Genomic DNA, 19,458 nt, shown 5'->3' with positions numbered 1-19,458 from the left:
TCAGAGTACGCGACCGGCTTGCCAATCCTAATTCCTTAAGTCTACCGTCAGTGACGTACCGCACACGCAGCGGAAGTGCACCGCGTATGCGGCGTTGCCACCCTGCGCTCAAAAATCCCTTCACCCCACCGGAGTTGATGACGCATGCCCGAAACCTGGGACTACACGCTCCAGATCCCCAACGACCCGAGAGCGGTCACCGTCGCCCGCCGCACCCTGCGCCTGATCCTCACGATGCACGGCCTGACGGGACTCGTGGACATGGCGGAACTGCTGGCGACGGAACTGGTCTCCAACGCGGTACGGCACACCAAGGGGCCCGCGGCGCTGAGGGTCCGCCATTCCCCGGAGGGCATGGTGTGGATCGGGGCCTGGGACACCGACCCGGTACCGCCCGACCCGCCGCGCCCGCTGGAGCAGGTCGCGGAGGCGGAGGACGGGCGGGGGCTGGGCCTGGTGAAGGCGTGCGCGGACCTCTGGGGGTGGCAGCCGTCGGCCCGGTTCGGGGACCGGGGGAAGTATGTGTGGTGCGAACTTGCGGCGGCCTAGCTCGTTGATCACGACGTCGTACGAAAGGAGAGGTGATGGTCAGCTCGTCGCACGAGGCACTGCACCAGATCTTCCAGAAGGATCCCACGCTGCTGACGAAGGCGTTACAACAGGTCCTGCACGTGCCGTTTCCCGAGCCCCGCGAGTTCGCCGCGCTGAACGTGGACCTCACGGAGATCGAACCCATCGAGCGCCGCGTGGACACCCTGCTGCGGGCGGAGACGGACGAGGGCACGTACCTGCTGGTCGTGGAGTCGCAGGGGAAGGTGGACGACCGGAAGCGGGGCAGCTGGCCCTACTACCTGTCCTACCTGTACGAGAAGTACCGCTGCGAGCCCGTCCTCATCGTCATCACCCAGAGCAGCCATACGGCCAAGTGGGCCTCGCGCCCCATCCGGCTCGGCTTCCCGGGCTGGGAGTCGCTGACCGTACGGCCTCTCGTGCTCGGCCCGGACAACGTGCCCGTGATCGCGGACGAGAAACAGGCCGAGCGGGACGTCCCCCTCGCGGTGCTCTCGGCCATGACACACGGGCGTGGCCCCCAGGCTCCGGCCATACTGGAGTCCCTGGCCGCCGCCCTGCGAACCATCGACCCCGACAGCGCCGCAGTCTTCGTGCAGTTCGTCGACTCATGCCTGGCCGACCCCCAGGCGAAGCAGATGTGGAGGGACATGATGACCGCGATCCAGTACTTCTGGCGACACCCCCTCGCCGAGCAAGTACGCGAAGAAGGACGTGAAGAAGGCCGAGAGCAGGGCCGCATCGAGGACCGTCGGCAGATGATCCTCCGCATCCTGGAATGGCGCTCCATCCCGGCGACCGACGCTACGCGCGAGCGAGTCGAGTCCTGCACGGATCTGGACCAGTTGGAGGTCTGGGCCCAGCGAGCCGTACACGCCACGGACGCGTCGGAGCTGTTCGGCGCCGAGTGAGCAGGTGACCGTCGGGCCGCCCGCCGGCTTGACCGGCTGATGGGGCCGTCCGGGTTACGGGCCCCGGGCCAGTACGAATGCCCGGAGTCTCGCTTCCTCCGGCGTACGCCACTCCACCGGGGCCGCTGCCCAGGTCGGCGGCCGCCGATCGGGTTACCGGGCCGCGTAGTCCTTGGCGATCGTGCCGTACGAGGTGCGGGTCGTCCGGAGGAACGGCTCTGCCGCGTCGGTCACGGGTGCGGACCCCGTCGGGAGGGCCGGGCCAGGGGCTGGTCCCGGACGTGCTCTGAGGTCCGGTTCCTGGACAAGTCGAGCAGGACTGTGGTGGGGCATGGTATCCGTGGAAGGAGAAAAAGAGGTTTTACCCATCCGAGTCCGCCCCCATGCGTCCGCCGGTCAGATTTTCTTCCCCTAACGGGCTGAACTTTTGTTGATCGAGGGGTAGTTGACCACCCGGGCGTCCTACCCTTCAGAGGGTGAAGCAATTGATGTCCCTAGAGTCCGAGGCCGGCCTCGCGGGGGATGTGCTCCCCGGCGTGCTGAGCGAAGCCCTGCACGCCGAACTCGTCGCCTTCCGTCGCGACTTGCACATGCACCCTGAGCTGGGCAATCAGGAGTTCCGTACGACCGCCGCGATCAAGGAGCGGCTGGAGCAGGCAGGGCTCAGGCCCCGCGTGCTCACCAAGGGAACCGGACTCGTGTGCGACATCGGCGTCACGGAGGGTGAGCGGCCCGCCGTGCCCGTGCTCGCCCTGCGCGCGGACATCGACGCCCTGCCCATCCCGGACACCAAGACCGACTGTCCCTATCGGTCGACGGTGCCCGACCGGGCGCACGCCTGCGGGCACGACGTGCACACGACCGTGGTGCTCGGGACCGGGCTCGTCCTCGCCGACCTGCACACCAAGGGCCTGCTGCCCCGGCCTGTGCGGCTGATCTTCCAGGCCGCCGAGGAGGTGCTGCCCGGCGGCGCCATGGACGCCATCGAGGACGGGGTGCTGACGGGCGTCGGCCGGATCCTCGCCGTGCACTGCGACCCCCGGGTGGACGCCGGGCGGGTCGGGCTGCGGCACGGGCCGATCACCAGCGCGTGCGACCGGCTGGATGTCGCGCTGGACGGACCCGGCGGACACACCGCCCGGCCCCATCTGACCACCGACCTCGTCACCGCCGCCGCCCGTGTCGCCGTCGACGTGCCCGCGGTGATCGGCCGCCGGATCGACACCCGGGCCGGGCTGGTGCTGACCTGGGGCCGGATCGCGTCGGGCCACGCGCCGAACGTCATCCCGCAGCACGCCGAGCTGTCCGGCACCGTGCGCTGCCTGGACCTGGAGGCCTGGCGGCAGGCCCCCGACATCGTGCACGCGGCCATCGACGAGGTCGCCACCCTGCACCGGGCCAAGTCCGAGATCACCTACGTCCGTGGGGTCCCGCCCGTCGTGAACGACCGGGAGTCCACCGAGCTGCTGCGCCGGGCCATGTCCGCGCGGCGCGGACGGGACTCCGTCGAGTCCACCGAGCAGAGCCTGGGCGGGGAGGACTTCTCCTGGTACCTGGAGCACGTGCCCGGCGCCATGGCCCGGCTCGGTGTCCGCCGCCCCGGTGAGCGAACCGTGCGCGATCTCCACCAGGGCGACTTCGACGCCGACGAGCACGCGATCACGGTCGGCGTGGAGATGTTCACCGCGGCCGCCTTCCTGGACGCCAACGGCATGCAAGGGTGAGACAGGAGTAAGAGAGGAGCCCCTCCGGGGGCTTCTCTTACCTATTCCCCTGACCGGCGCAACACGCTTGTAAGCCATTCGAACCCCGGCCGCAACAGCCTGGTGAGAGGCGTCAGACCCCGAGTTCAGGTGCTGTTTGCCTCGAATCGATAACGGCTTCGAGAGGGGGTTTTTTGCGACATCTACGCGCGTTACGATGCCGCGAAGCCGACGCCGCCGGGGCGCTTCGGCCCGGGCACTGGCATGGTGCTCACATCAAGCGCCGACATGGCGCTCAGGTCAGGTGAAGGAGCCTTCCCGTGCGCCGGGTAGCAAAGCTTTCTGCTGCGTGCATCGCGACCGCAGCACTCGCCGTGACTGCCACCGCGTGTGGCAGCACGTCCTCCGACAACAACGCCAGCTCGTCGTCCTCCTCGGGCGGCGCCAAGGGTGGCATCAAGATCGGTCTCGCCTACGACGTCGGCGGCCGTGGTGACCGCTCCTTCAACGACTCCGCCGCGCGCGGTGCCGACAAGGCCGAGAAGGAGTTCGGCGGTTCCATCAAGGAGCTGACCGCCAAGACCTCCGACACCCCGGCCGACCGCGAACAGCGCCTCACGGACCTCGCCCAGGCCGGCTACAACCCGGTCATCGCGATCGGCTACACCTACGCGCCCGCCGTGGAGAAGATCGCCAAGCAGTTCCCGAAGACCACCTTCGGCCTGGTCGACTCCGTGGTGAACGGCACCAACGTCGACAACATCACCTTCACCGAGGAGCAGAGCTCCTACCTCGCCGGTGTCGCAGCCGCGCTGAAGACCAAGAAGGACCACGTCGGCTTCATCGGCGGTGTGGACATCCCGCTGATCAAGAAGTTCGAGGCGGGCTACGTCCAGGGTGTCCACGACACCAACCCCAAGGTCAAGGTCGACGTCCAGTACCTGAGCCACGGCTCGGACACCTCCGGCTTCGCCAGCCCCGACAAGGGCAAGGAGGCCGCGCAGGGCATGCTCGACAACGGCGCGGACGTCGTCTACTCCGCTGCCGGCTCCTCCGGCAACGGCGCGATCGAGGCCGTCAGCGGCGTCAAGGGCGCCTGGGCCATCGGTGTGGACTCCGACCAGTACCAGATCCCGGGTCTGGCCAAGTACAAGAACTCGATCCTGACCTCGGCCGTCAAGAACGTCGACGTCGGTGTCTACGACCTCGTCCAGTCCGTGCACAACGGCAAGCCGCTGACCGGCAACAACGTCTACTCGCTCGCCAAGAACGGTGTCTCCCTGGCCACCAGCGGCGGCTTCCTCACCGACATCCAGCCCAAGCTGGACGCCGCCAAGCAGAAGATCGTCTCCGGTCAGATCAAGGTCAAGACCACCCCGTGACCCGGTGATCCGATCGGTCCGGCCGGTCCGTGTCGTACGCGTCCGTGGCGTACGTAACTGACGGATCCGGCCGGTCCGGCGGAGAATGACCGACATAGGCTCGGCGGGGCTGCCTTCCCGTGGCCCCCGCCGAGCCATAACAATGTGTCAACTCTACGCGTGTAGCATGGAGTTGCCGCGCTAGCGTCGCCGACGCCTGCCCTCCCCTACGCAGCCCCTTTCCCCGAGGAGAGTGCGCCATCAACGCGTCCAGCCCTCCCGCTGCCGTCGAACTGCGCGGCATCACCAAGCGCTTCCCCGGTGTCGTCGCCAACAAGGACATCGACATCACCGTCCGTACGGGCACCGTCCACGCCCTGTGCGGTGAGAACGGCGCCGGCAAGTCCACCCTGATGAAGATCCTCTACGGCATGCAGCAGCCGGACGAGGGCACCATCACGGTCAACGGGGAGCAGGTCGTCCTGCACAACCCCGGCGACGCCATCGCCCGCGGCATCGGCATGGTGCACCAGCACTTCATGCTCGCCGACAACCTCACCGTGCTGGAGAACGTCGCCCTCGGCGCGGAGAAGCTGTACGGCATCGGCGGCAAGGCCCGCGCCAAGATCAAGGAGATCTCCGACGCGTACGGCCTGAACGTTCGCCCCGACGTGCTCGTCGAGGAGCTGGGCGTCGCCGACCGCCAGCGCGTGGAGATCCTCAAGGTCCTCTACCGCGGCGCCAAGACCCTCATCCTGGACGAGCCGACCGCCGTGCTCGTGCCCCAGGAGGTCGACGCGCTCTTCGACAACCTGCGCGAGCTCAAGGCCGAGGGCCTCACCGTCATCTTCATCTCCCACAAGCTGGGCGAGGTGCTCTCCGTCGCCGACGAGATCACCGTCATCCGGCGCGGCACGACGGTCGGCACGGTCGAGCCGCGCGGCACCACCCCCAAGCAGCTCGCCGAGCTGATGGTCGGCAGCGAGCTGCCCACCCCGGAGACCACCGAGTCCACCGTCACGGACGTCCCCATGCTGAAGGTCGACGGGCTGCACCTCGCGCAGACCGACCTCGAAGGCATCGAGCGGATCATCCTGGACCAGATCTCCCTCACCATCCACAAGGGCGAGGTCCTCGGCATCGCCGGTGTGGAGGGCAACGGCCAGTCCGAGCTGGTCGAGGCGATCATGGGCATGCGCCACCCGGACGCGGGCGTGATCACCCTCGACGGCACCGACATCTCCCACACCGCGACCCGCGACCGCCGCGAGGCCGGCATCGGCTACATCCCCGAGGACCGCCACCGCCACGGCCTGCTGCTGGAAGCACCGCTGTGGGAGAACCGCATCCTCGGCCACGTCACCGAGAAGCCCAACTCCAAGGGCGGACTGATCGACATCAAGGCCGCCCGCGCCGACACCGAGCGGATCGTCCAGGCGTACGACGTCCGCACCCCCGGTATCGACGTCACCGCGGCCTCGCTGTCCGGCGGCAACCAGCAGAAGCTGATCGTCGGCCGCGAGATGAGCCACAACCCCAAGCTGCTCATCGCCGCCCACCCCACCCGCGGTGTGGACGTCGGCGCCCAGGCCGCCATCTGGGACTACATCCGTGAGGCCCGCCGCGAGGGCCTGGCCGTGCTGCTGATCTCCGCGGACCTGGACGAGCTGATCGGGCTCTCCGACACCCTGCGGGTGATGTACCGCGGCCGCCTGGTCGCCGACGCCGACCCCGCCACGATCACCCCCGAAGAGCTGGGCTCCGCCATGACGGGTGCGGCCACCGGCCACCTGGAGCACACAGAGGACGACGAGCGATGAACAAGCTGACCTCACGGATCGACAAGGAGCGGCTGCTCCTCGGGATCGCCGCGCCGCTGCTGGCGGTCGTCGCCGCCCTCGTCGTCACCGCCCTGGTGATCCTCTCCACCGGCAAGAACCCGGGCGCCGCATTCAGCGACATGGTGACCTACGGCTTCGCCAGCGACAGCCAGGTCTACATCCTGAACAAGGCGACGACGTACTACCTCGCGGGTGTCTCGGTGGCCATCGGCTTCCGGATGAACCTGTTCAACATCGGTGTCGACGGCCAGTACCGGCTCGCCGCGTTCATCGCCGCCGTCCTCGGCGGCGCGCTGAGCGTGCCCGGCTGGATCGCCATCCCGCTGATCCTGATCTGCGCCATGGCGACCGGCGCCCTGTGGGCTGCCATCGCTGGCATCCTCAAGGTGACCCGGGGCGTCAGCGAGGTCATCGCGACCATCATGCTGAACTCGATCGCCACCGCGATCATCGCCTACCTGCTCCAGCCCGGAAGACTCGGCGAACTCCAGCAGGGCGGCACCCTGGTCTCCACCAAGCCGCTGCCTTCCTCCTCCTACTTCTTCACGATCAACACCGGCCCGGCCGGGCTCCTGGACGGCTTCATCGTCGTCGCCGTGGTCGTCGGTATCGCGTACTGGTTCGTGCTCGGCCGCACCCGCTTCGGCTTCGACCTGCGCACGGTCGGCCAGTCCGAGTCCGCGGCGTCAGCGAGCGGTGTGTCGGTGAAGAAGATGGTCGCCACCAGCATGATCATCTCGGGTGCGGTGGCCGGCCTGGTCGGCATGCCCACCCTGCTCAACGAGAGCCACCAGTACGACGCCAGTTTCCCTGCCGGGATCGGCTTCACCGGTATCGCCATCGCGCTGCTCGGCCGTAACAACCCGGTCGGCATCGCGCTCGGCGCCCTGCTCTGGGGCTTCCTGGAGCGCACCACCAACCACCTGGAGTTCCAGGGCTACGACAAGGAGATCCTCGGCGTCATCGAGGGCGTCATCGTCCTCTGCGTCGTGATCGCCTACGAGGTCGTACGCCGCTACGGCCTCAAGCGCCAGCAGCAGAAGGTCGGCGCGGAACTCGCCGCCCAGGCCGCCGCGACGAAGAAGCAGGAGGTGGCGTGATGACTGCCACGATGACCGACACGCCGCCGCCCGCGGCCCCCAAGGCGCCGGGTGCGCCGCAGCGCTCGGGCCGCTCCCTCGGCCAGATCCTCATGATCGTCGCCGGCGCCCTGCTGCTCGTCTCCGCCGTCCGCATGATCACCGGCTCCGACTCGCTCGACTCCGCCGGCCAGGTCAGCGCCGCCCTCGGCCTCGCCGTCCCGATCGGCCTCGCCGGCCTCGCCGGCCTGTGGTCCGAGCGGTCCGGCGTGGTCAACATCGGCCTCGAAGGCATGATGATCCTCGGCACCTTCGGCGCCGGCTGGATCGGCTGGCAGTCCAGCCCCTGGCTCGGCCTGCTGATGGGCATCGCCTTCGGTGTCCTCGGCGGCCTGGTGCACGCCGTCGTCACCGTCACCTTCGGCGTCGACCACATCGTCTCCGGTGTCGCGATCAACCTGCTCGCGCTCGGCGCCACCCAGTACCTCGCCAAGCTGTTCTTCAACACCGGCGCGGCCGCCAACGCGGGCGGCAACCCCAAGCAGTCCCCGCCGGTCGACTCGCTGCCGACCGTCACCGTGCCCGGCCTCTCCAGCGGCCTGCACTCGATCGAGAACCACCACTGGTTCCTGGTCTCCGACCTCGCCGGCATCATCGGCGGCCTGGTCACGAACCTGTCCGTGGTGACGATCCTCGCCGTGGTCCTGTTCGCCGGCACGTGGTGGCTGCTGTGGCGCACCCCGTTCGGACTGCGGCTGCGCTCCTGCGGTGAGAACCCGACCGCCGCCGAGTCCCTCGGCGTCAACGTCTACACCTACAAGTACGCGGCCGTCGCCGTCTCCGGCGGCCTCGCCGGCCTCGGCGGCGCCTTCCTCGCCCTGGTCACCTCGCACACCTACCTGGAGGGCCAGACCGGCGGCCGCGGCTACATCGGCCTCGCGGCGATGATCTTCGGCAACTGGCGGCCGGGCGGCCTGGCGATGGGCGCGGGCCTGTTCGGCTACTCCGACGCGCTCCAGCTGCGCAACGGCGGCGTGACCGTCCACGCGCTGCTGCTTCTGCTGGTCGTGCTGCTGGCGGCGCTGGCGGGGTGGAAGCTGTACAAGAAGGCGGTGCTGCAGGGCGCGATCAGCGCCGTCATGGCCGCGCTGGTCCTGGTCTGGTACCTGACCACCAACGAGGTCCCGAGCGACTTCGTCGGCGCGACCCCGTACGTCGTCACCCTGCTGGTGCTGTCCCTGTCGGCGCAGCGCCTGCGGATGCCGAAGGCGGACGGCATGCGCTACCGGAAGGGCCAGGGCAAGTGACGCAGCACGCGGCCGAGTTCAACTGGGAGGCGCTGCGCGTGGTGGCGCGTGAGGCGATGTCCCACGCCTACGCGCCCTACTCCGGCTTCCCGGTCGGCGTGGCGGCGCGGGTCGACGACGGCCGCACCGTCACCGGCTGCAACGTGGAGAACGCCTCCTACGGACTCGGCCTGTGCGCCGAGTGCGGTCTGGTCTCCGACCTCCAGCGCACGGGCGGCGGCCGCCTGACGCACTTCACCTGCGTCAACGGCACCGGCGGCCTGCTGGTGCCGTGCGGCCGCTGCCGCCAGCTGCTCTACGAGTTCGGCGGCTCGGACCTCCTCTTGGACACCCCGGAGGGCGTCCTGCCCCTCTCCGAGATGCTCCCCCAGGCCTTCGGCCCGGCCCATCTCACCAAGTAACGCCGTACGGCCCCCCTGCCCCGCTCGCAGGGGGGCCGTGCACTTCGCACTTCTTCGAAGGGAACGTCATGGCCATGGACGCCATCTCCGTGATCCGCACCAAGCGGGACCGTGGTGAGCTGACCGACCAGCAGATCGACTGGGTCATCGACGCGTACACGCGGGGCGAGGTCGCCGACGAGCAGATGTCGTCGCTCGCGATGGCCATCCTCCTCAACGGCATGAACCGCCGCGAGATCGCCCGCTGGACGGCGGCGATGATCGCGTCGGGCGAGCGCATGGACTTCTCGTCCCTATCCCGCCCGACGGCCGACAAGCACTCGACGGGCGGCGTCGGCGACAAGATCACGCTCCCGCTGGCACCCCTCGTGGCGGCCTGCGGCGCGGCCGTCCCGCAGCTCTCGGGCCGGGGCCTCGGCCACACCGGCGGCACGCTGGACAAGCTGGAGTCGATCCCGGGCTGGCGCGCGCTGCTGTCCAACGAGGAGATGCTGCACGTCCTGGACACGACGGGCGCGGTGATCTGCGCGGCGGGCGACGGCCTGGCCCCGGCCGACAAGAAGCTGTACGCGCTGCGGGACGTCACCGGCACGGTCGAGGCGATCCCCCTCATCGCCTCGTCGATCATGTCGAAGAAGATCGCGGAGGGCACGGGCAGCCTGGTCCTGGACGTGAAGGTCGGCACCGGCGCCTTCATGAAGACGATCGAGGACGCGCGCGAACTGGCGTCGACCATGGTCGGCCTCGGCACGGACCACGGCGTCAAGACGGTCGCCCTGCTGACGGACATGTCCACCCCCCTCGGTCTCACGGCGGGCAACGCCCTGGAGGTCCGCGAGTCGGTGGAGGTCCTCGCGGGCGGCGGTCCGGCGGACGTGGTGGAGCTGACGATCGCCCTGGCCCGCGAGATGCTGGCCGCGGCGGGCGTGCAGGACGCCGACCCGGCGAAGGCCCTCGCCGACGGCTCCGCGATGGACGTCTGGCGCCGCATGATCGCGGCCCAGGGCGGCGACCCGGACGCCGAGCTGCCCACGTCGAAGGAACAGCACGTGATCAAGGCCCCGTCGTCCGGTGTGCTGACCCGTCTCGACGCGTACGACATCGGCATCGCCGCCTGGCGCCTGGGTGCCGGCCGCGCCCGCAAGGAGGACCCGGTGCAGGCGGCGGCGGGCGTGGAGATGCACGCCAAGCCGGGCGACTCGGTCCAGGAGGGCCAGCCCCTGCTGACCCTGCACACCGACACCCCCGAGCGCTTCGAGTACGCGCTCCAGGCGGTGGAGGGGTCGTACGACATCGCCGCGCCGGGCACGGACTTCACCGCGTCGCCGGTGGTGGTGGAGCGCATTGCCTGAGCTGGGCGGAGCACCGCCGAGCGCGACGCGATGAGTTCCGGTCCTCCCGCCGGTCTACCGGTCGTGGAGGACAGGACACTCGCCGTGCTCGTGCTGCCCGGCCCCGTCAGGCGTGCGGACGTGGCCGGGCTGTGTGCCGCCGTGCGGACGCTGCTGGACGGCGGCGATGGCAGCGGTCGTGGCGGTCGTGGCGGGGAACCGGTCGTCGTCTGTGATGTGGGCGGGCTCGGGCCGCCGGGGCTGGCCGTCGTCGATCTGCTGGCGCGGCTGGAGCTGACCGCCCGCCGGGCCGGCGGGCGGATACGGCTGCGGGATCCCGACCCGGCGCTACTCGCCCTCCTCGACCTCGTCGGACTCCGCTTCCAGGTGGAGGGGCAGGCCGAAAAGGGGGAACCAGCGCTGGGCGTCGAGGAAGCAGTGGAAACCGGTGATCCGGCCGTCTGAGATCTCCAGGATCTGCACCGCCCAGGGGCTGAACCCGCCCTTCTCCTCGTCCGGCTTGTAGTGCGCGAACGCCGGCAGCCCGTTGGCCCGGAGCGGCAGCAGGCGGGAGCCGGCGCAGGACGCGCCCAGCGTGCTCATGAAGCCGGTGATGTCCGCCGTACCGCGCAGCCACAGGTCGAACGGCGGCATCGTCATGATGGCGTCCTCGTGCAGCAACGCCGTCAGCGCCGTCATGTCGTAGCCCTCGAAGGCCTTGACGTACCGCTCCAGGAGCTTTTGCTGCTCCTCGTCCAGGGGGTCGGACACGGCCCCCTCCGGGCTGCCCTCGGCCCGCTCGGCGAGCGTGGCGCGGGCCCGCTGGAGGGCGCTGTTGACCGAGGCGACCGTGGTGCCCAGCAGCTCGGCGACCTCGCTGGCCTTCCACGCCAGCACCTCGCGCAGGATCAGCACCGCCCGCTGCTTGGGCGGCAGTTGCTGCAGCGCCGCCATGAACGCGAGCCGGATGGACTCCTTCGCGACGGCCGCGTCCGCCGGGTCCTGAGTCTCCGGCAGCACCCGCCCGTCCGGCATCGGCTCCAGCCAGGTGTTCTCCGGGCGGGGGGAGAGCGCCGCCTGCGCGAGCGGGGTCGACTCCGTCAGGTCCATCGGTCTCGCCCTCTTGTTGCCCGCCGACAGCATGTCCAGGCACACGTTCGTCGCGATCCGGTACAGCCACGAGCGCACCGACGAGCGGCCCTCGAACTTCTCGTAGCTCCGCCAGGCCCGCACCAGGGTGTCCTGCACCGCGTCCTCGGCCTCGAAGGAGGAGCCGAGCATCCGATAGCAGTACCCCGTCAGCTCGGTCCGGTGCTTCTCCAGTACGACGTCGAGGTCCGCCGTCGCCGTGCCGTCACCCATCGTCCACCCACCCCTGTGGCCGTCCCTGTTCGCGCTTCCTTGCGCCCCAGCACTTCGGAAGCTACCGCAGCCCACTGACAACGGCCCCCGGAGTACGAAAAAGCCCAGCTCAGACCAATTGCTTCACGGACATGAGCAGATGCCGGTGACCGGCTGCCGCACCGGTGCCGCCGAGCAGCGCCCGCTGCCCGCTGCCCAGCAGCTCCAGCCGCAGCTCTGGGCCCTCGAAGGAGTTCAGCGCGTCGAGCAGATAGGCCGGGTTGAAGGCCACGGTGAACTCCTCGGCCCCGTGCAGTACGGCCGGCAGCCGCTGTGCCGCCACGTCGTCCCCGTACCCGGCCCGCACCAGCAGCGTGCCCTCGGCGGCCGAGAAGTCCAGCCGGACCGGGCTGTTCGCCTCGGCGACCACCGCGACCCGTCGTACGGCCTCCGTCAGCGCCGCGCAGTCCACCTCGGCGACCGCCGCGTCCGGCAGCGCGAACAGCGACCCGTACCCGGGCAGCCGCCCCTCCAGCCGCCGCAGTACCGTCCGGGTGCCCCCGCCCGCGAAGCCGACCACGCCCCCGCCGGCCTGCTGCGCCGGATCCAGGCCGATCCGCACGGTCCCGCACCGGGCCAGCGACCGCGCCACCTCCAGCAGCCGCCGCGCGGGCAACAGCACCTCCACCGCCTCACCAGCCGACCCGGCCGCCCCCGCCTCCCGGGCCGCCCCGGCTTCCCGGCCCGCTCCGGCCTCTCCGGTCGGCCGCACCTCCCGGGCCGCCCCCGCCTCCCGGGCCGCCCCGGCTTCCCGGCCCGCTCCGGCCTCTCCGGCGGGCCGCGCTTCCCCGGTCGGCCCTGCCTCCCCGGCCGACCCCTCCTCGCCGGTGGGCCGCGCTTCCCTGGCTACTCCCACCTCCCGGGCCGCTGCCGCCTCTCCGGCGGGCCGCGCTTCCCCGGCCGTCCCCGCCTCGCCGGCCGCCCCCGCCTCCGGCTTCCACTCCAGCCGCCGTACCGCGTAGCGGTAGCGGTCGGAGGCCGACAGCGTCATCTCCTCGCCGTCGAACCGTAGTTGGATCCCGGTGAGCACCGGCAGCGTGTCGTCGCGGCCCGCCGCCACCGCCACCTGCCCGACGGCCGTCGCGAACGCCTCCGCGTCCACCCCGCCGTACGCCGGTGGCGCCGGGGGGAGCGCCGGATACTCCTCGTACGACAGCGTCGACAGCCCGAACCGGGTGCCGCCCGCCTCCAGACCGAACCGGGTCCCCTCCAGCGCGCAGCTCACCGGGCCCTCGGGCACCACCCGGCAGATGTCCAGGAGTCTGCGCCCGAGCACCAGGACCCGGCCCTCCGCCGTCACCTCGGCGGAGGTCTCCACGCGCACCATGGTCTCGAAGTCGAAGCCGGACACCGTCAGCCGACCCGCCTCCGCGGTCAGCAGCAATCCGCCCAGCACCGGCACCGGCGTCCGGGCGGGCAGCGCTCGCGCCGTCCTCCCCACCGCCTCCGCCAGCTCCCCGCGCGCGATCCGGAACTCCATACGACAAACCCCCGCTCGATGGACCAGTTGTGCCATGGACGCTATCCGCGCCCACTGACAACGGCCCCTGAGCAGGGGGTTCGCCGAAAGTGCAGAAGCTAGTGCGCCGCGACCGGCTGCCGGCGGGCCGCCACCCGGGCCGCCCGGGTGCCGGCGACGGTGATCGTGACGACACCGATGACCGCAAGCAGGCCCACTCCGACCGTGCCGCCCCAGCCGTCCGCGTGGAAGGCCGTCGCGCCGACCGTGCTGCCGACGCTGGAGCCGATGTAGTACATCGACTGGTAGAGCGCGGCGGCCTGGGCACGCCCGTGCGTGGCCGTCTTGCTGACCGCCGAGGACGCCACCGCGTGACCCGCGAAGAAGCCCGCCGTGATCAACACCAGACCCAGCAGGACCAGCGGGAGCGAGGGCGCCAGGGAGAGCAGCAGGCCCGCCGCCGTCGTACCGCCCGCCAGGTACAGCGCGCCCCGGCGGCCGAGGCGGCCCACCAGCCGGCCGGCCGTGGAGGCGGACACCGTGCCCACCAGGTAGACCAGGAAGATCGAGCCGATGATGCCCTGCGGCAGCCCGAACGGCGCCTCCGTCAGGCGGTAGCCGATCACCGTGTACACACCGCCGAACACCGTCATGAACAGCGCGCCGATCGCGTACAGCCGGCGCAGCAGCGGGTTGGCGAGGTGGTCGCGGACCGTGTCGAGCAGGACGCGGGGCCGCAGCGAGCCCGCCGTGAAGTGCCGGGGAGTCGGCAGCAGCAGCCGGAAGGCCACCGCGCACGCCACGGCGATCGCGCCGATCACACCGACCGAGACCCGCCAGCCCCACTCCTGGGCCACCCAGCCGGTGATCACCCGGCCGCTCATACCGCCGACGCTGTTGCCCGCGACGAACAGGCCGATCGCCGTGACCAGCGCCTTCGGCCGGACCTCCTCGGCCAGATAGGCCGTCGCCGAAGCGGGCAGACCGGCCAGCGCCGCGCCCTGGACGGCCCGCAGCACCACCAGCACGCCGAGCGACGGCGCGAACGGCACCAGCATGCCGACGGTGACCGCGACGGCCAGCGAGGCCGTCATCACCGTACGGCGGCCGAAGCGCTCCGACAGGGCGCTCATCGGCAGCACGAACAGCGCCAGTCCGCCGGTCGCGGCCGCCACGGTCCAGCTCGCCTCGCTCGCCGCGACCCCGAACTCCCCGGAGATCAGCGGCAGCAGGGCCTGCGTGGAGTACAGGAGCGCGAAGGTGGCGACGCCGGCGAGGAAGAGGGCGAGGCTCATCCGGCGGTAGCCGGGCCCGCCCGGAGTCATCCGGGAGTCGGCAGCGGAGTCAGCGGTGTTGGCGACGAGGACGGGCGAGGTGGCGCCCACGGTGGTGGACGCCCCGGTACTGGCGGGAGACATGCCTAGACCGTATGGTCGGGCTTCTCATCCGTCCAATGCATGGAATGGCGATAATCGTTCCCATGGTGCATCAGCAAAGCTCACGGACTCGCCTGTCATCGAACAGTGACACAGAAGACATGGCTGAGATGTCGAAGGTGCTCGCGCCCCGCCTCGCCTACTTCGCCGGCGTGGCCCGCACCGAGCACGTGACCAGGGCCGCCCACGAGATGAACGTTCCCCAGTCCACCCTCTCCCGCGCGATGGTCCGCCTGGAGCAGGACCTGGGCGTCGACCTCTTCGCCCGCCACGGCCGCACGGTCTCCCTCACCCCCGCCGGCCGCACCTTCCTCGCCTCCGTCGAACGCGCCCTCGCCGAGGTCGAGCGGGCCGCCGAGGAGGTCCGCGCCGACGCCGACCCGGCCACCGGCAAGGTCGCCTTCGGCTTCCTGCACACCATGGGCGCCGAGACCGTACCCGGCCTCCTGCACGCCTTTCGCGCCGACCATCCGCGCATCCGCTTCAGCCTCGTCCAGAACTACGGCGAGGCCATGCTGGAGGGCCTGCGCGCGGGCGAGCTGGACCTGTGTCTGACCTCGCCGGTCCCGGACGCCCCCGACCTGGTCGCCCGCCGCCTGGACGAACAGAAGCTCCGCCTGGTCGTCCCCGCCGACCACCCCCTGGCCGGCCGCAGACGCATCCGCCTGGCCGAGGCCGCCGAGGAAACCTTCGTCACCCTGGAACCCGGCTACGGCCTGCGCCGCATCACCGACGCCCTGTGCCGGGAGGCGGGCTTCCGCCCCAGGGTCGCCTTCGAGGGCGAGGAAGCGGAGACCCTGAGGGGTCTGGTGGCGGCGGGACTGGGGGTGGCCCTTCTCCCGCCGCCCACCGTCCCCAGGCCGGGCGTCGTGGAACTGACGGTCACGGCCCCGAAGGCGGCCAGGGAGATCGGGGTGGCCTGGCTGGCGGACCGCCCGGACACCCCACCGGTCGCCGCGTTCAAGAAGTTCCTGCTGTCGAGGAGGGGCAACTTGCTGCCGACCTGAGGGCCGCCAACCAGGGGCGCGGGGCTGTGTCTCATATGCGGTTCCGCCGCGTGGGGAGTAATTGTCAATTTCTGTGGATCAGTTGAAGCCGATCATGTCGCGAGGGCGGTGGAGCCTTCGATGAGATTGAAGGTTGGCCGAGGGCCTGCCTCCGCTCACGAGCGCATAACGCAGAACTCGTTGCCATCGGGGTCCTGCATCGTGATCCAGTCCTCACGCTCGGCCTGAACCGTTGCCCCGAGTGCGCATAGCCGCTTGACCTCTGCGGCTGCATCGGTCGTGCTCAGGTCGAGATGGATCCGGTTCTTGGCCCGCTTGTTCTCTGGCACCAGCTGAAAGAAGATGCGGGGCAACCTGCCGTCCGTGCCAACGAGCAGGACAGTGGGGTCGTCCTCCGGGTCGTTGATACCCACGGAACGCAGCCGGGTCAGCTCCTCCTCGTCGTACGGCGCGATTTCGTAGTCGTCCAGGGCCTGGGCCCAGAATCGGGCGGATGACGCCGGATGAGGGCTGTCGAAGACGATGTCCTTGATGGATGCCACAGGACTCCTTTCAGGAACGGATGACGCCAGCGAGATGATTCGAGCGTCCCTGGTGATTAACTGGCAGGAAATTTAGATCAGTTGATGTGGTTCAGGCGCGTTGAGCTCGGGTCGTTCGACGAGCTGGCCGCGTTCGAAACGGGCTCTGGCGCGGACGAGGGCGACGAGATGGGGTGCGTTCACGGCCCGCCACTGCTGCTGGGCGGACTCGACGAGCTTGAAGACCACCGCGAGGGCGGCGGTGCGGGAGCCGGCCCCGCGGGTGACCTCGGTCCGCAGGCGGACGGTGGCGAAGGTGGACTCGATGGGGTTCGTGGTTCGCAGGTGGATCCAGTGCTCGGCGGGGAAATCGAAGAAAGCTGGTTGTTGTGGGTCATGACGTTGTTGACGCCTGCGAGGGCGTAGCCCGCAGGGAGTTGTACCGATCGGCTTGGGCCAGAAGCTGTGTCAGAAGCGGTGATCTGTGACGTTCTGTAACGCCGACCGGGACCCGCCGCTGGGGAACTGGGAGCGAGGTGCTGTCACGCAATCGGTGTCGGTCATGCGGTTGTGATCAGACGCCACAGGGACGTGGTCTCGGCACTCCGTGCGGGGTGGAGCGGGTCGGTGGTGTCCTTGGTTGTGTGGTGCTTCGCGTGCACGGACTGGTGGCAGGTGCGGCGGTCGATTGCAGTCCCGGCGCTGAGCACCAGGTGGGCGGCTTTGGGGTTGGGGCAGTCCAGCGGCAGGCCGAGTTCCGTCAATTCGGAGAGCTGATCTTCAAGCGTGCGTCACGGCCGCGAGCATAAGCCTGGGTCTTGTGGTGATCTTTCCCAATTGGCTGCCCCGGCCTATCCTCCTGCTTGCAGGGACGTGGGGGAGGAGGGCACATGGCGACGCGTGGGCCGGCCGGGGTGAGCGAATTGGTGGAGGAACTGCCGCAGGTGCACGCAATGGCCGAAGCCGAGGACTTCGGCGCTTACGTCACCGGGCACAAGATGCCGCCCAAGAACGCGCCTTGGTGGGTGGGGCTGCCGTTGCTCCTTGTGCCCATGTTCGGTGGGTTCGCGCTCGTCCTGCGCGAGCCCGCGCCCGGGAGCGGGGCCGGCGGGCGGGTGGTAGGTGCCGTGCTGCTGCTCGTCGCCGTGGCACTCGGAACCGCCCTGTTCTTCCAGGAGAAACGACACAGACGGGACAAGGCCAACGCTCCCACCGTCTACGGATACGAGCGGGGCATGGTCATCGTGTCAACACAGGGCTGCGACGCCCGCCCCTGGCACGCCGTACTCCCCTTCGAGTACGAGATGACCCGCTCCGTCGGCAGTTCAGGACGTGACGTCTCCATTCCCCTGCTCGAACTGCGCACCCTTGGTGGCGAGAAACTCCTTACCTTCAATGGGCGTGGAGGCCATATCGACCGCTTTGCCGATCTGATCGCCGCATACGAAGTCCCGCGTGCCCGTGCGCGCCTGGAGCGGGGCGAGTCGGTGACCTACGGCAAGTTCACCCTCAGCGCGGACTCGGTCACCGTGGACGGCCGGAGATGCTCATGGGAGGACGCGCGGTCGATGGCGGTAGCCCGCGAGACACCTCACCTACGCGCCCTTCACGTTCTCATCGAGGAGCGGGTCATGCACAGCCATACCCCGTCGTAGTGGAGCTGTTGGGGCGGTTATGACGGAGTGCCGAAGGGCCTGCCCAGTTGCTCTGGGGCCGGCCCTTCGGCCTGCCACTGTTGGGTCAGCCAGGTGACCGTGGCCGGAGAGGGCCCAGCCGCACTGCCGTGGAACTGCTCCAGGGCGGGCACGAAGCCTCCGGAAGAAAGGCCGTGCAGGTAGAGCAACGGCAGCACCTCACTGATCTTCGGGGCTTGCGGCACCACGGCGGCAAGATCGCCGAGGAGAACCGCTTGCGCTCGCCCGTCGCCTCGTTAACGCGCTTGTCGTTCATCCGCGGCGCCCTCACCTCGACCGCACCGGCCGCCGTGGTCACCGTGCGCCGCTGGTGGTAGCCAGTGCGCACGACCATGCGATGGCCCTTCTCGTCGCACTGATCGGTCAACTCCGCTATACAGGCGTTGATTTCGGCCTCCAGCGCGACGGCCGGCATCCTTCGCGCGCCGCCACGGACCATCTCGTCGATCAGGGACGAGCCGTCGGCGTTCACTACGCTGAGCACGGGCGTGCCTTCCCGACCCCCGCGGCTGCGCGATCAACCACCAACCCCCCGCACCCCGAAGACCACATGGTGTCCCGAGCTCTACCGTCTCAACGACCGACCGAACCCCACAGCCAACGGCATCCGAAGACCAATCGGCGGCGGAGCAGCCAGCGCATCCTCGACAGGCCGCGACACGTGATACCCGAACAACGCCCCGAGCATGAAGTCGACGGCCAGGCACCCCACCTCGTCCCGGTGCCCGCTCAACCCGTGTCCATCGGAATGCACTTCGAACCGGCACACCTCCCGGTTGACCTTCTTCGCCCGCGCGGCGAACCGGAACGACAGCTCAGGATCGGTCCGTTGGTCATTCGTGCCGTGCACGATCAGCACCCGCCGCCCCACCAGCTGCTTCACCGGCTCCGCGGGAGCGGCCACATCCTCCTCGGGCAGCCAAGGCGCAAGCGCCATAACGGAGTTGACCGCCTCATGCCCACCCGCCCGCAGCGCCGCCCGCCCGCCCATGTCCACCCCGACCAGGCACACGGGCACGTCCCCGTACCGTCGTACGACCTCGTCGGCGGCCCACTCGGCGTCCACCGCGAGCTGCGCCTCGCTCCCGTTCCACCCCCGGTATCGGTAGTGGACCGTGTGCACCGCCAGCCCCTCGGCCCGGCCCGCGCGCGCGAACCGTCGGCCCAGCGAGCGCAGCGCCACCGTCGCCCGTACGGGGGACGGCCGGCGGGCGGACACCTCCTCCCCGCCGGGGAGCAGCAGCACCGCTCCGCTCACCGCCGTCGGCTCCGGGCCGACTGCCTTTCCCAGCCTGGCGGTTCGGACCGGCGTCGCTTGCTGTCCCATCAGATTCCTTTCCAGGGGACCACCTGCTTCAGCCGGTGGGGGAATCGAATCCGTAGCTGTGCTGCAGAGCTGCGCAGCGCCCGGTCCATGATGTGAGCCACCGTCAGAA

General features: G+C 70.0%; 18 protein-coding genes and 2 pseudogenes. 12 read left to right on the top strand and 8 right to left on the bottom strand.

The features are described 5' to 3' along the window. Window positions 1-144: 144 nt before the first annotated feature. The 10 genes from O1G22_RS16085 to O1G22_RS16040 all read left to right on the top strand — a co-directional run bounded on the left by O1G22_RS16085 (window position 145) and on the right by O1G22_RS16040 (window position 10,969). Window positions 145-549 (top strand): ATP-binding protein, encoded by a 405-nt coding sequence (locus O1G22_RS16085; RefSeq protein ID WP_270081991.1) that lies wholly within the window; start codon window positions 145-147, stop codon window positions 547-549. Window positions 550-584: 35 nt separating this feature from the next. Beyond that, window positions 585-1,481 carry a hypothetical protein gene (locus O1G22_RS16080; protein WP_270081990.1) on the top strand — a complete coding sequence of 299 codons (897 nt, stop codon included), beginning with the start codon at window positions 585-587 and terminating at the stop codon, window positions 1,479-1,481. Between the two features lie 488 nt (window positions 1,482-1,969). Then, window positions 1,970-3,205: an amidohydrolase gene (locus O1G22_RS16075; RefSeq protein ID WP_270081989.1), complete on the top strand. Its 1,236-nt coding sequence runs from the start codon at window positions 1,970-1,972 to the stop codon at window positions 3,203-3,205. A 299-nt stretch (window positions 3,206-3,504) separates the two neighbouring features. Further along, window positions 3,505-4,566, top strand: a complete 1,062-nt coding sequence (locus O1G22_RS16070; protein ID WP_270081988.1) for a BMP family lipoprotein — start codon at window positions 3,505-3,507, stop codon at window positions 4,564-4,566. Window positions 4,567-4,838: 272 nt separating this feature from the next. Further along, a complete protein-coding gene (locus O1G22_RS16065; RefSeq protein WP_428986493.1) occupies window positions 4,839-6,365 on the top strand; it encodes an ABC transporter ATP-binding protein in 1,527 nt (508 codons plus the stop codon). After that, complete coding sequence (locus tag O1G22_RS16060) at window positions 6,362-7,486, top strand: ABC transporter permease (RefSeq protein ID WP_270081987.1); 1,125 nt, start codon at window positions 6,362-6,364, stop codon at window positions 7,484-7,486. The genes O1G22_RS16065 and O1G22_RS16060 overlap by 4 nt, the downstream gene beginning before the upstream one ends. Next, window positions 7,486-8,772, top strand: coding sequence for an ABC transporter permease (locus tag O1G22_RS16055; RefSeq protein ID WP_270081986.1), 1,287 nt, complete (start codon window positions 7,486-7,488; stop codon window positions 8,770-8,772). The genes O1G22_RS16060 and O1G22_RS16055 overlap by 1 nt, the downstream gene beginning before the upstream one ends. Further along, window positions 8,769-9,173 carry a cytidine deaminase gene (locus O1G22_RS16050; RefSeq protein WP_270081985.1) on the top strand — a complete coding sequence of 135 codons (405 nt, stop codon included), beginning with the start codon at window positions 8,769-8,771 and terminating at the stop codon, window positions 9,171-9,173. Before O1G22_RS16055 ends, O1G22_RS16050 begins: the two co-directional genes overlap by 4 nt. Window positions 9,174-9,241: 68 nt before the next feature. Next, window positions 9,242-10,525 (top strand): thymidine phosphorylase, encoded by a 1,284-nt coding sequence (locus tag O1G22_RS16045; RefSeq protein ID WP_270081984.1) that lies wholly within the window; start codon window positions 9,242-9,244, stop codon window positions 10,523-10,525. A 30-nt stretch (window positions 10,526-10,555) separates the two neighbouring features. Next, window positions 10,556-10,969, top strand: coding sequence for an STAS domain-containing protein (locus O1G22_RS16040; protein ID WP_270081983.1), 414 nt, complete (start codon window positions 10,556-10,558; stop codon window positions 10,967-10,969). On the opposite strand, the gene O1G22_RS16035 is transcribed toward O1G22_RS16040, so the two are convergent. The 3 genes from O1G22_RS16035 to O1G22_RS16025 all read right to left on the bottom strand — a co-directional run bounded on the left by O1G22_RS16035 (window position 10,853) and on the right by O1G22_RS16025 (window position 14,782). After that, on the bottom strand, window positions 10,853-11,866 hold the full coding sequence (locus O1G22_RS16035) for a sigma-70 family RNA polymerase sigma factor (RefSeq protein WP_270081982.1): 1,014 nt from the start codon (window positions 11,864-11,866) through the stop codon (window positions 10,853-10,855). The two genes, O1G22_RS16040 and O1G22_RS16035, sit on opposite strands and share 117 nt — an antisense overlap. 109 nt (window positions 11,867-11,975) lie before the next feature. Beyond that, entirely contained in the window at window positions 11,976-13,385 is a 1,410-nt protein-coding gene (locus tag O1G22_RS16030) for a DNA polymerase III subunit beta (RefSeq protein ID WP_270081981.1), read from the bottom strand. A gap of 98 nt (window positions 13,386-13,483) precedes the next feature. Continuing rightward, the gene (locus O1G22_RS16025; protein WP_270081980.1) at window positions 13,484-14,782 is read right to left on the bottom strand and encodes an MFS transporter; all 1,299 of its coding nucleotides are present in this window, start codon (window positions 14,780-14,782) and stop codon (window positions 13,484-13,486) included. Window positions 14,783-14,844: 62 nt separating this feature from the next. Here O1G22_RS16025 and O1G22_RS16020 point away from each other — a divergent pair, with 62 nt between their 5' ends. Further along, window positions 14,845-15,807 carry a LysR family transcriptional regulator gene (locus O1G22_RS16020; RefSeq protein ID WP_270081979.1) on the top strand — a complete coding sequence of 321 codons (963 nt, stop codon included), beginning with the start codon at window positions 14,845-14,847 and terminating at the stop codon, window positions 15,805-15,807. A gap of 155 nt (window positions 15,808-15,962) precedes the next feature. On the opposite strand, the gene O1G22_RS16015 is transcribed toward O1G22_RS16020, so the two are convergent. The 3 genes and pseudogenes from O1G22_RS16015 to O1G22_RS16005 form a co-directional block, all read right to left on the bottom strand. Beyond that, complete coding sequence (locus O1G22_RS16015) at window positions 15,963-16,349, bottom strand: VOC family protein (RefSeq protein WP_270081978.1); 387 nt, start codon at window positions 16,347-16,349, stop codon at window positions 15,963-15,965. Window positions 16,350-16,421: 72 nt separating this feature from the next. Further along, window positions 16,422-16,706 (bottom strand): annotated as a pseudogene (locus O1G22_RS16010) (transposase); the annotation flags it as partial. Between the two features lie 182 nt (window positions 16,707-16,888). After that, complete coding sequence (locus tag O1G22_RS16005; protein WP_270081977.1) at window positions 16,889-17,092, bottom strand: hypothetical protein; 204 nt, start codon at window positions 17,090-17,092, stop codon at window positions 16,889-16,891. A 126-nt stretch (window positions 17,093-17,218) separates the two neighbouring features. Here O1G22_RS16005 and O1G22_RS16000 point away from each other — a divergent pair, with 126 nt between their 5' ends. Beyond that, a complete protein-coding gene (locus O1G22_RS16000) occupies window positions 17,219-17,983 on the top strand; it encodes a hypothetical protein (protein ID WP_270081976.1) in 765 nt (254 codons plus the stop codon). A 56-nt stretch (window positions 17,984-18,039) separates the two neighbouring features. Here the strand turns inward: O1G22_RS16000 and O1G22_RS15995 are convergent. Together O1G22_RS15995 and O1G22_RS15990 are read right to left on the bottom strand one after the other, a co-directional pair. Beyond that, window positions 18,040-18,461, bottom strand: a pseudogene (locus O1G22_RS15995) (transposase); the annotation flags it as partial. A 126-nt stretch (window positions 18,462-18,587) separates the two neighbouring features. Continuing rightward, window positions 18,588-19,349: an alpha/beta hydrolase family protein gene (locus O1G22_RS15990; protein ID WP_270081975.1), complete on the bottom strand. Its 762-nt coding sequence runs from the start codon at window positions 19,347-19,349 to the stop codon at window positions 18,588-18,590. Window positions 19,350-19,458 lie beyond the last annotated feature (109 nt).

Source organism: Streptomyces camelliae, from assembly GCF_027625935.1.
GTDB classification, from domain to species: domain Bacteria; phylum Actinomycetota; class Actinomycetes; order Streptomycetales; family Streptomycetaceae; genus Streptomyces; species Streptomyces camelliae.
This window is presented reverse-complemented; position numbering and strand designations above follow the sequence as displayed.

Excerpts from the sequence above, each read along its gene's own strand:
- O1G22_RS16030 (WP_270081981.1), bottom strand. The coding sequence starts at position 13,385 with ATGGAGTTCCGGATCGCGCGCGGGGAGCTGGCGGAGGCGGTGGGGAGG.
- O1G22_RS15990 (WP_270081975.1), bottom strand. The coding sequence starts at position 19,349 with ATGGGACAGCAAGCGACGCCGGTCCGAACCGCCAGGCTGGGAAAGGCA.
- O1G22_RS16085 (WP_270081991.1), top strand. The coding sequence starts at position 145 with ATGCCCGAAACCTGGGACTACACGCTCCAGATCCCCAACGACCCGAGA.
- O1G22_RS16025 (WP_270081980.1), bottom strand. The coding sequence starts at position 14,782 with ATGTCTCCCGCCAGTACCGGGGCGTCCACCACCGTGGGCGCCACCTCG.
- O1G22_RS16020 (WP_270081979.1), top strand. The coding sequence starts at position 14,845 with ATGGTGCATCAGCAAAGCTCACGGACTCGCCTGTCATCGAACAGTGAC.
- O1G22_RS16080 (WP_270081990.1), top strand. The coding sequence starts at position 585 with ATGGTCAGCTCGTCGCACGAGGCACTGCACCAGATCTTCCAGAAGGAT.
- O1G22_RS16075 (WP_270081989.1), top strand. The coding sequence starts at position 1,970 with ATGTCCCTAGAGTCCGAGGCCGGCCTCGCGGGGGATGTGCTCCCCGGC.
- O1G22_RS16000 (WP_270081976.1), top strand. The coding sequence starts at position 17,219 with ATGGCGACGCGTGGGCCGGCCGGGGTGAGCGAATTGGTGGAGGAACTG.
- O1G22_RS16040 (WP_270081983.1), top strand. The coding sequence starts at position 10,556 with ATGAGTTCCGGTCCTCCCGCCGGTCTACCGGTCGTGGAGGACAGGACA.
- O1G22_RS16055 (WP_270081986.1), top strand. The coding sequence starts at position 7,486 with ATGACTGCCACGATGACCGACACGCCGCCGCCCGCGGCCCCCAAGGCG.
- O1G22_RS16045 (WP_270081984.1), top strand. The coding sequence starts at position 9,242 with ATGGCCATGGACGCCATCTCCGTGATCCGCACCAAGCGGGACCGTGGT.
- O1G22_RS16060 (WP_270081987.1), top strand. The coding sequence starts at position 6,362 with ATGAACAAGCTGACCTCACGGATCGACAAGGAGCGGCTGCTCCTCGGG.
- O1G22_RS16035 (WP_270081982.1), bottom strand. The coding sequence starts at position 11,866 with ATGGGTGACGGCACGGCGACGGCGGACCTCGACGTCGTACTGGAGAAG.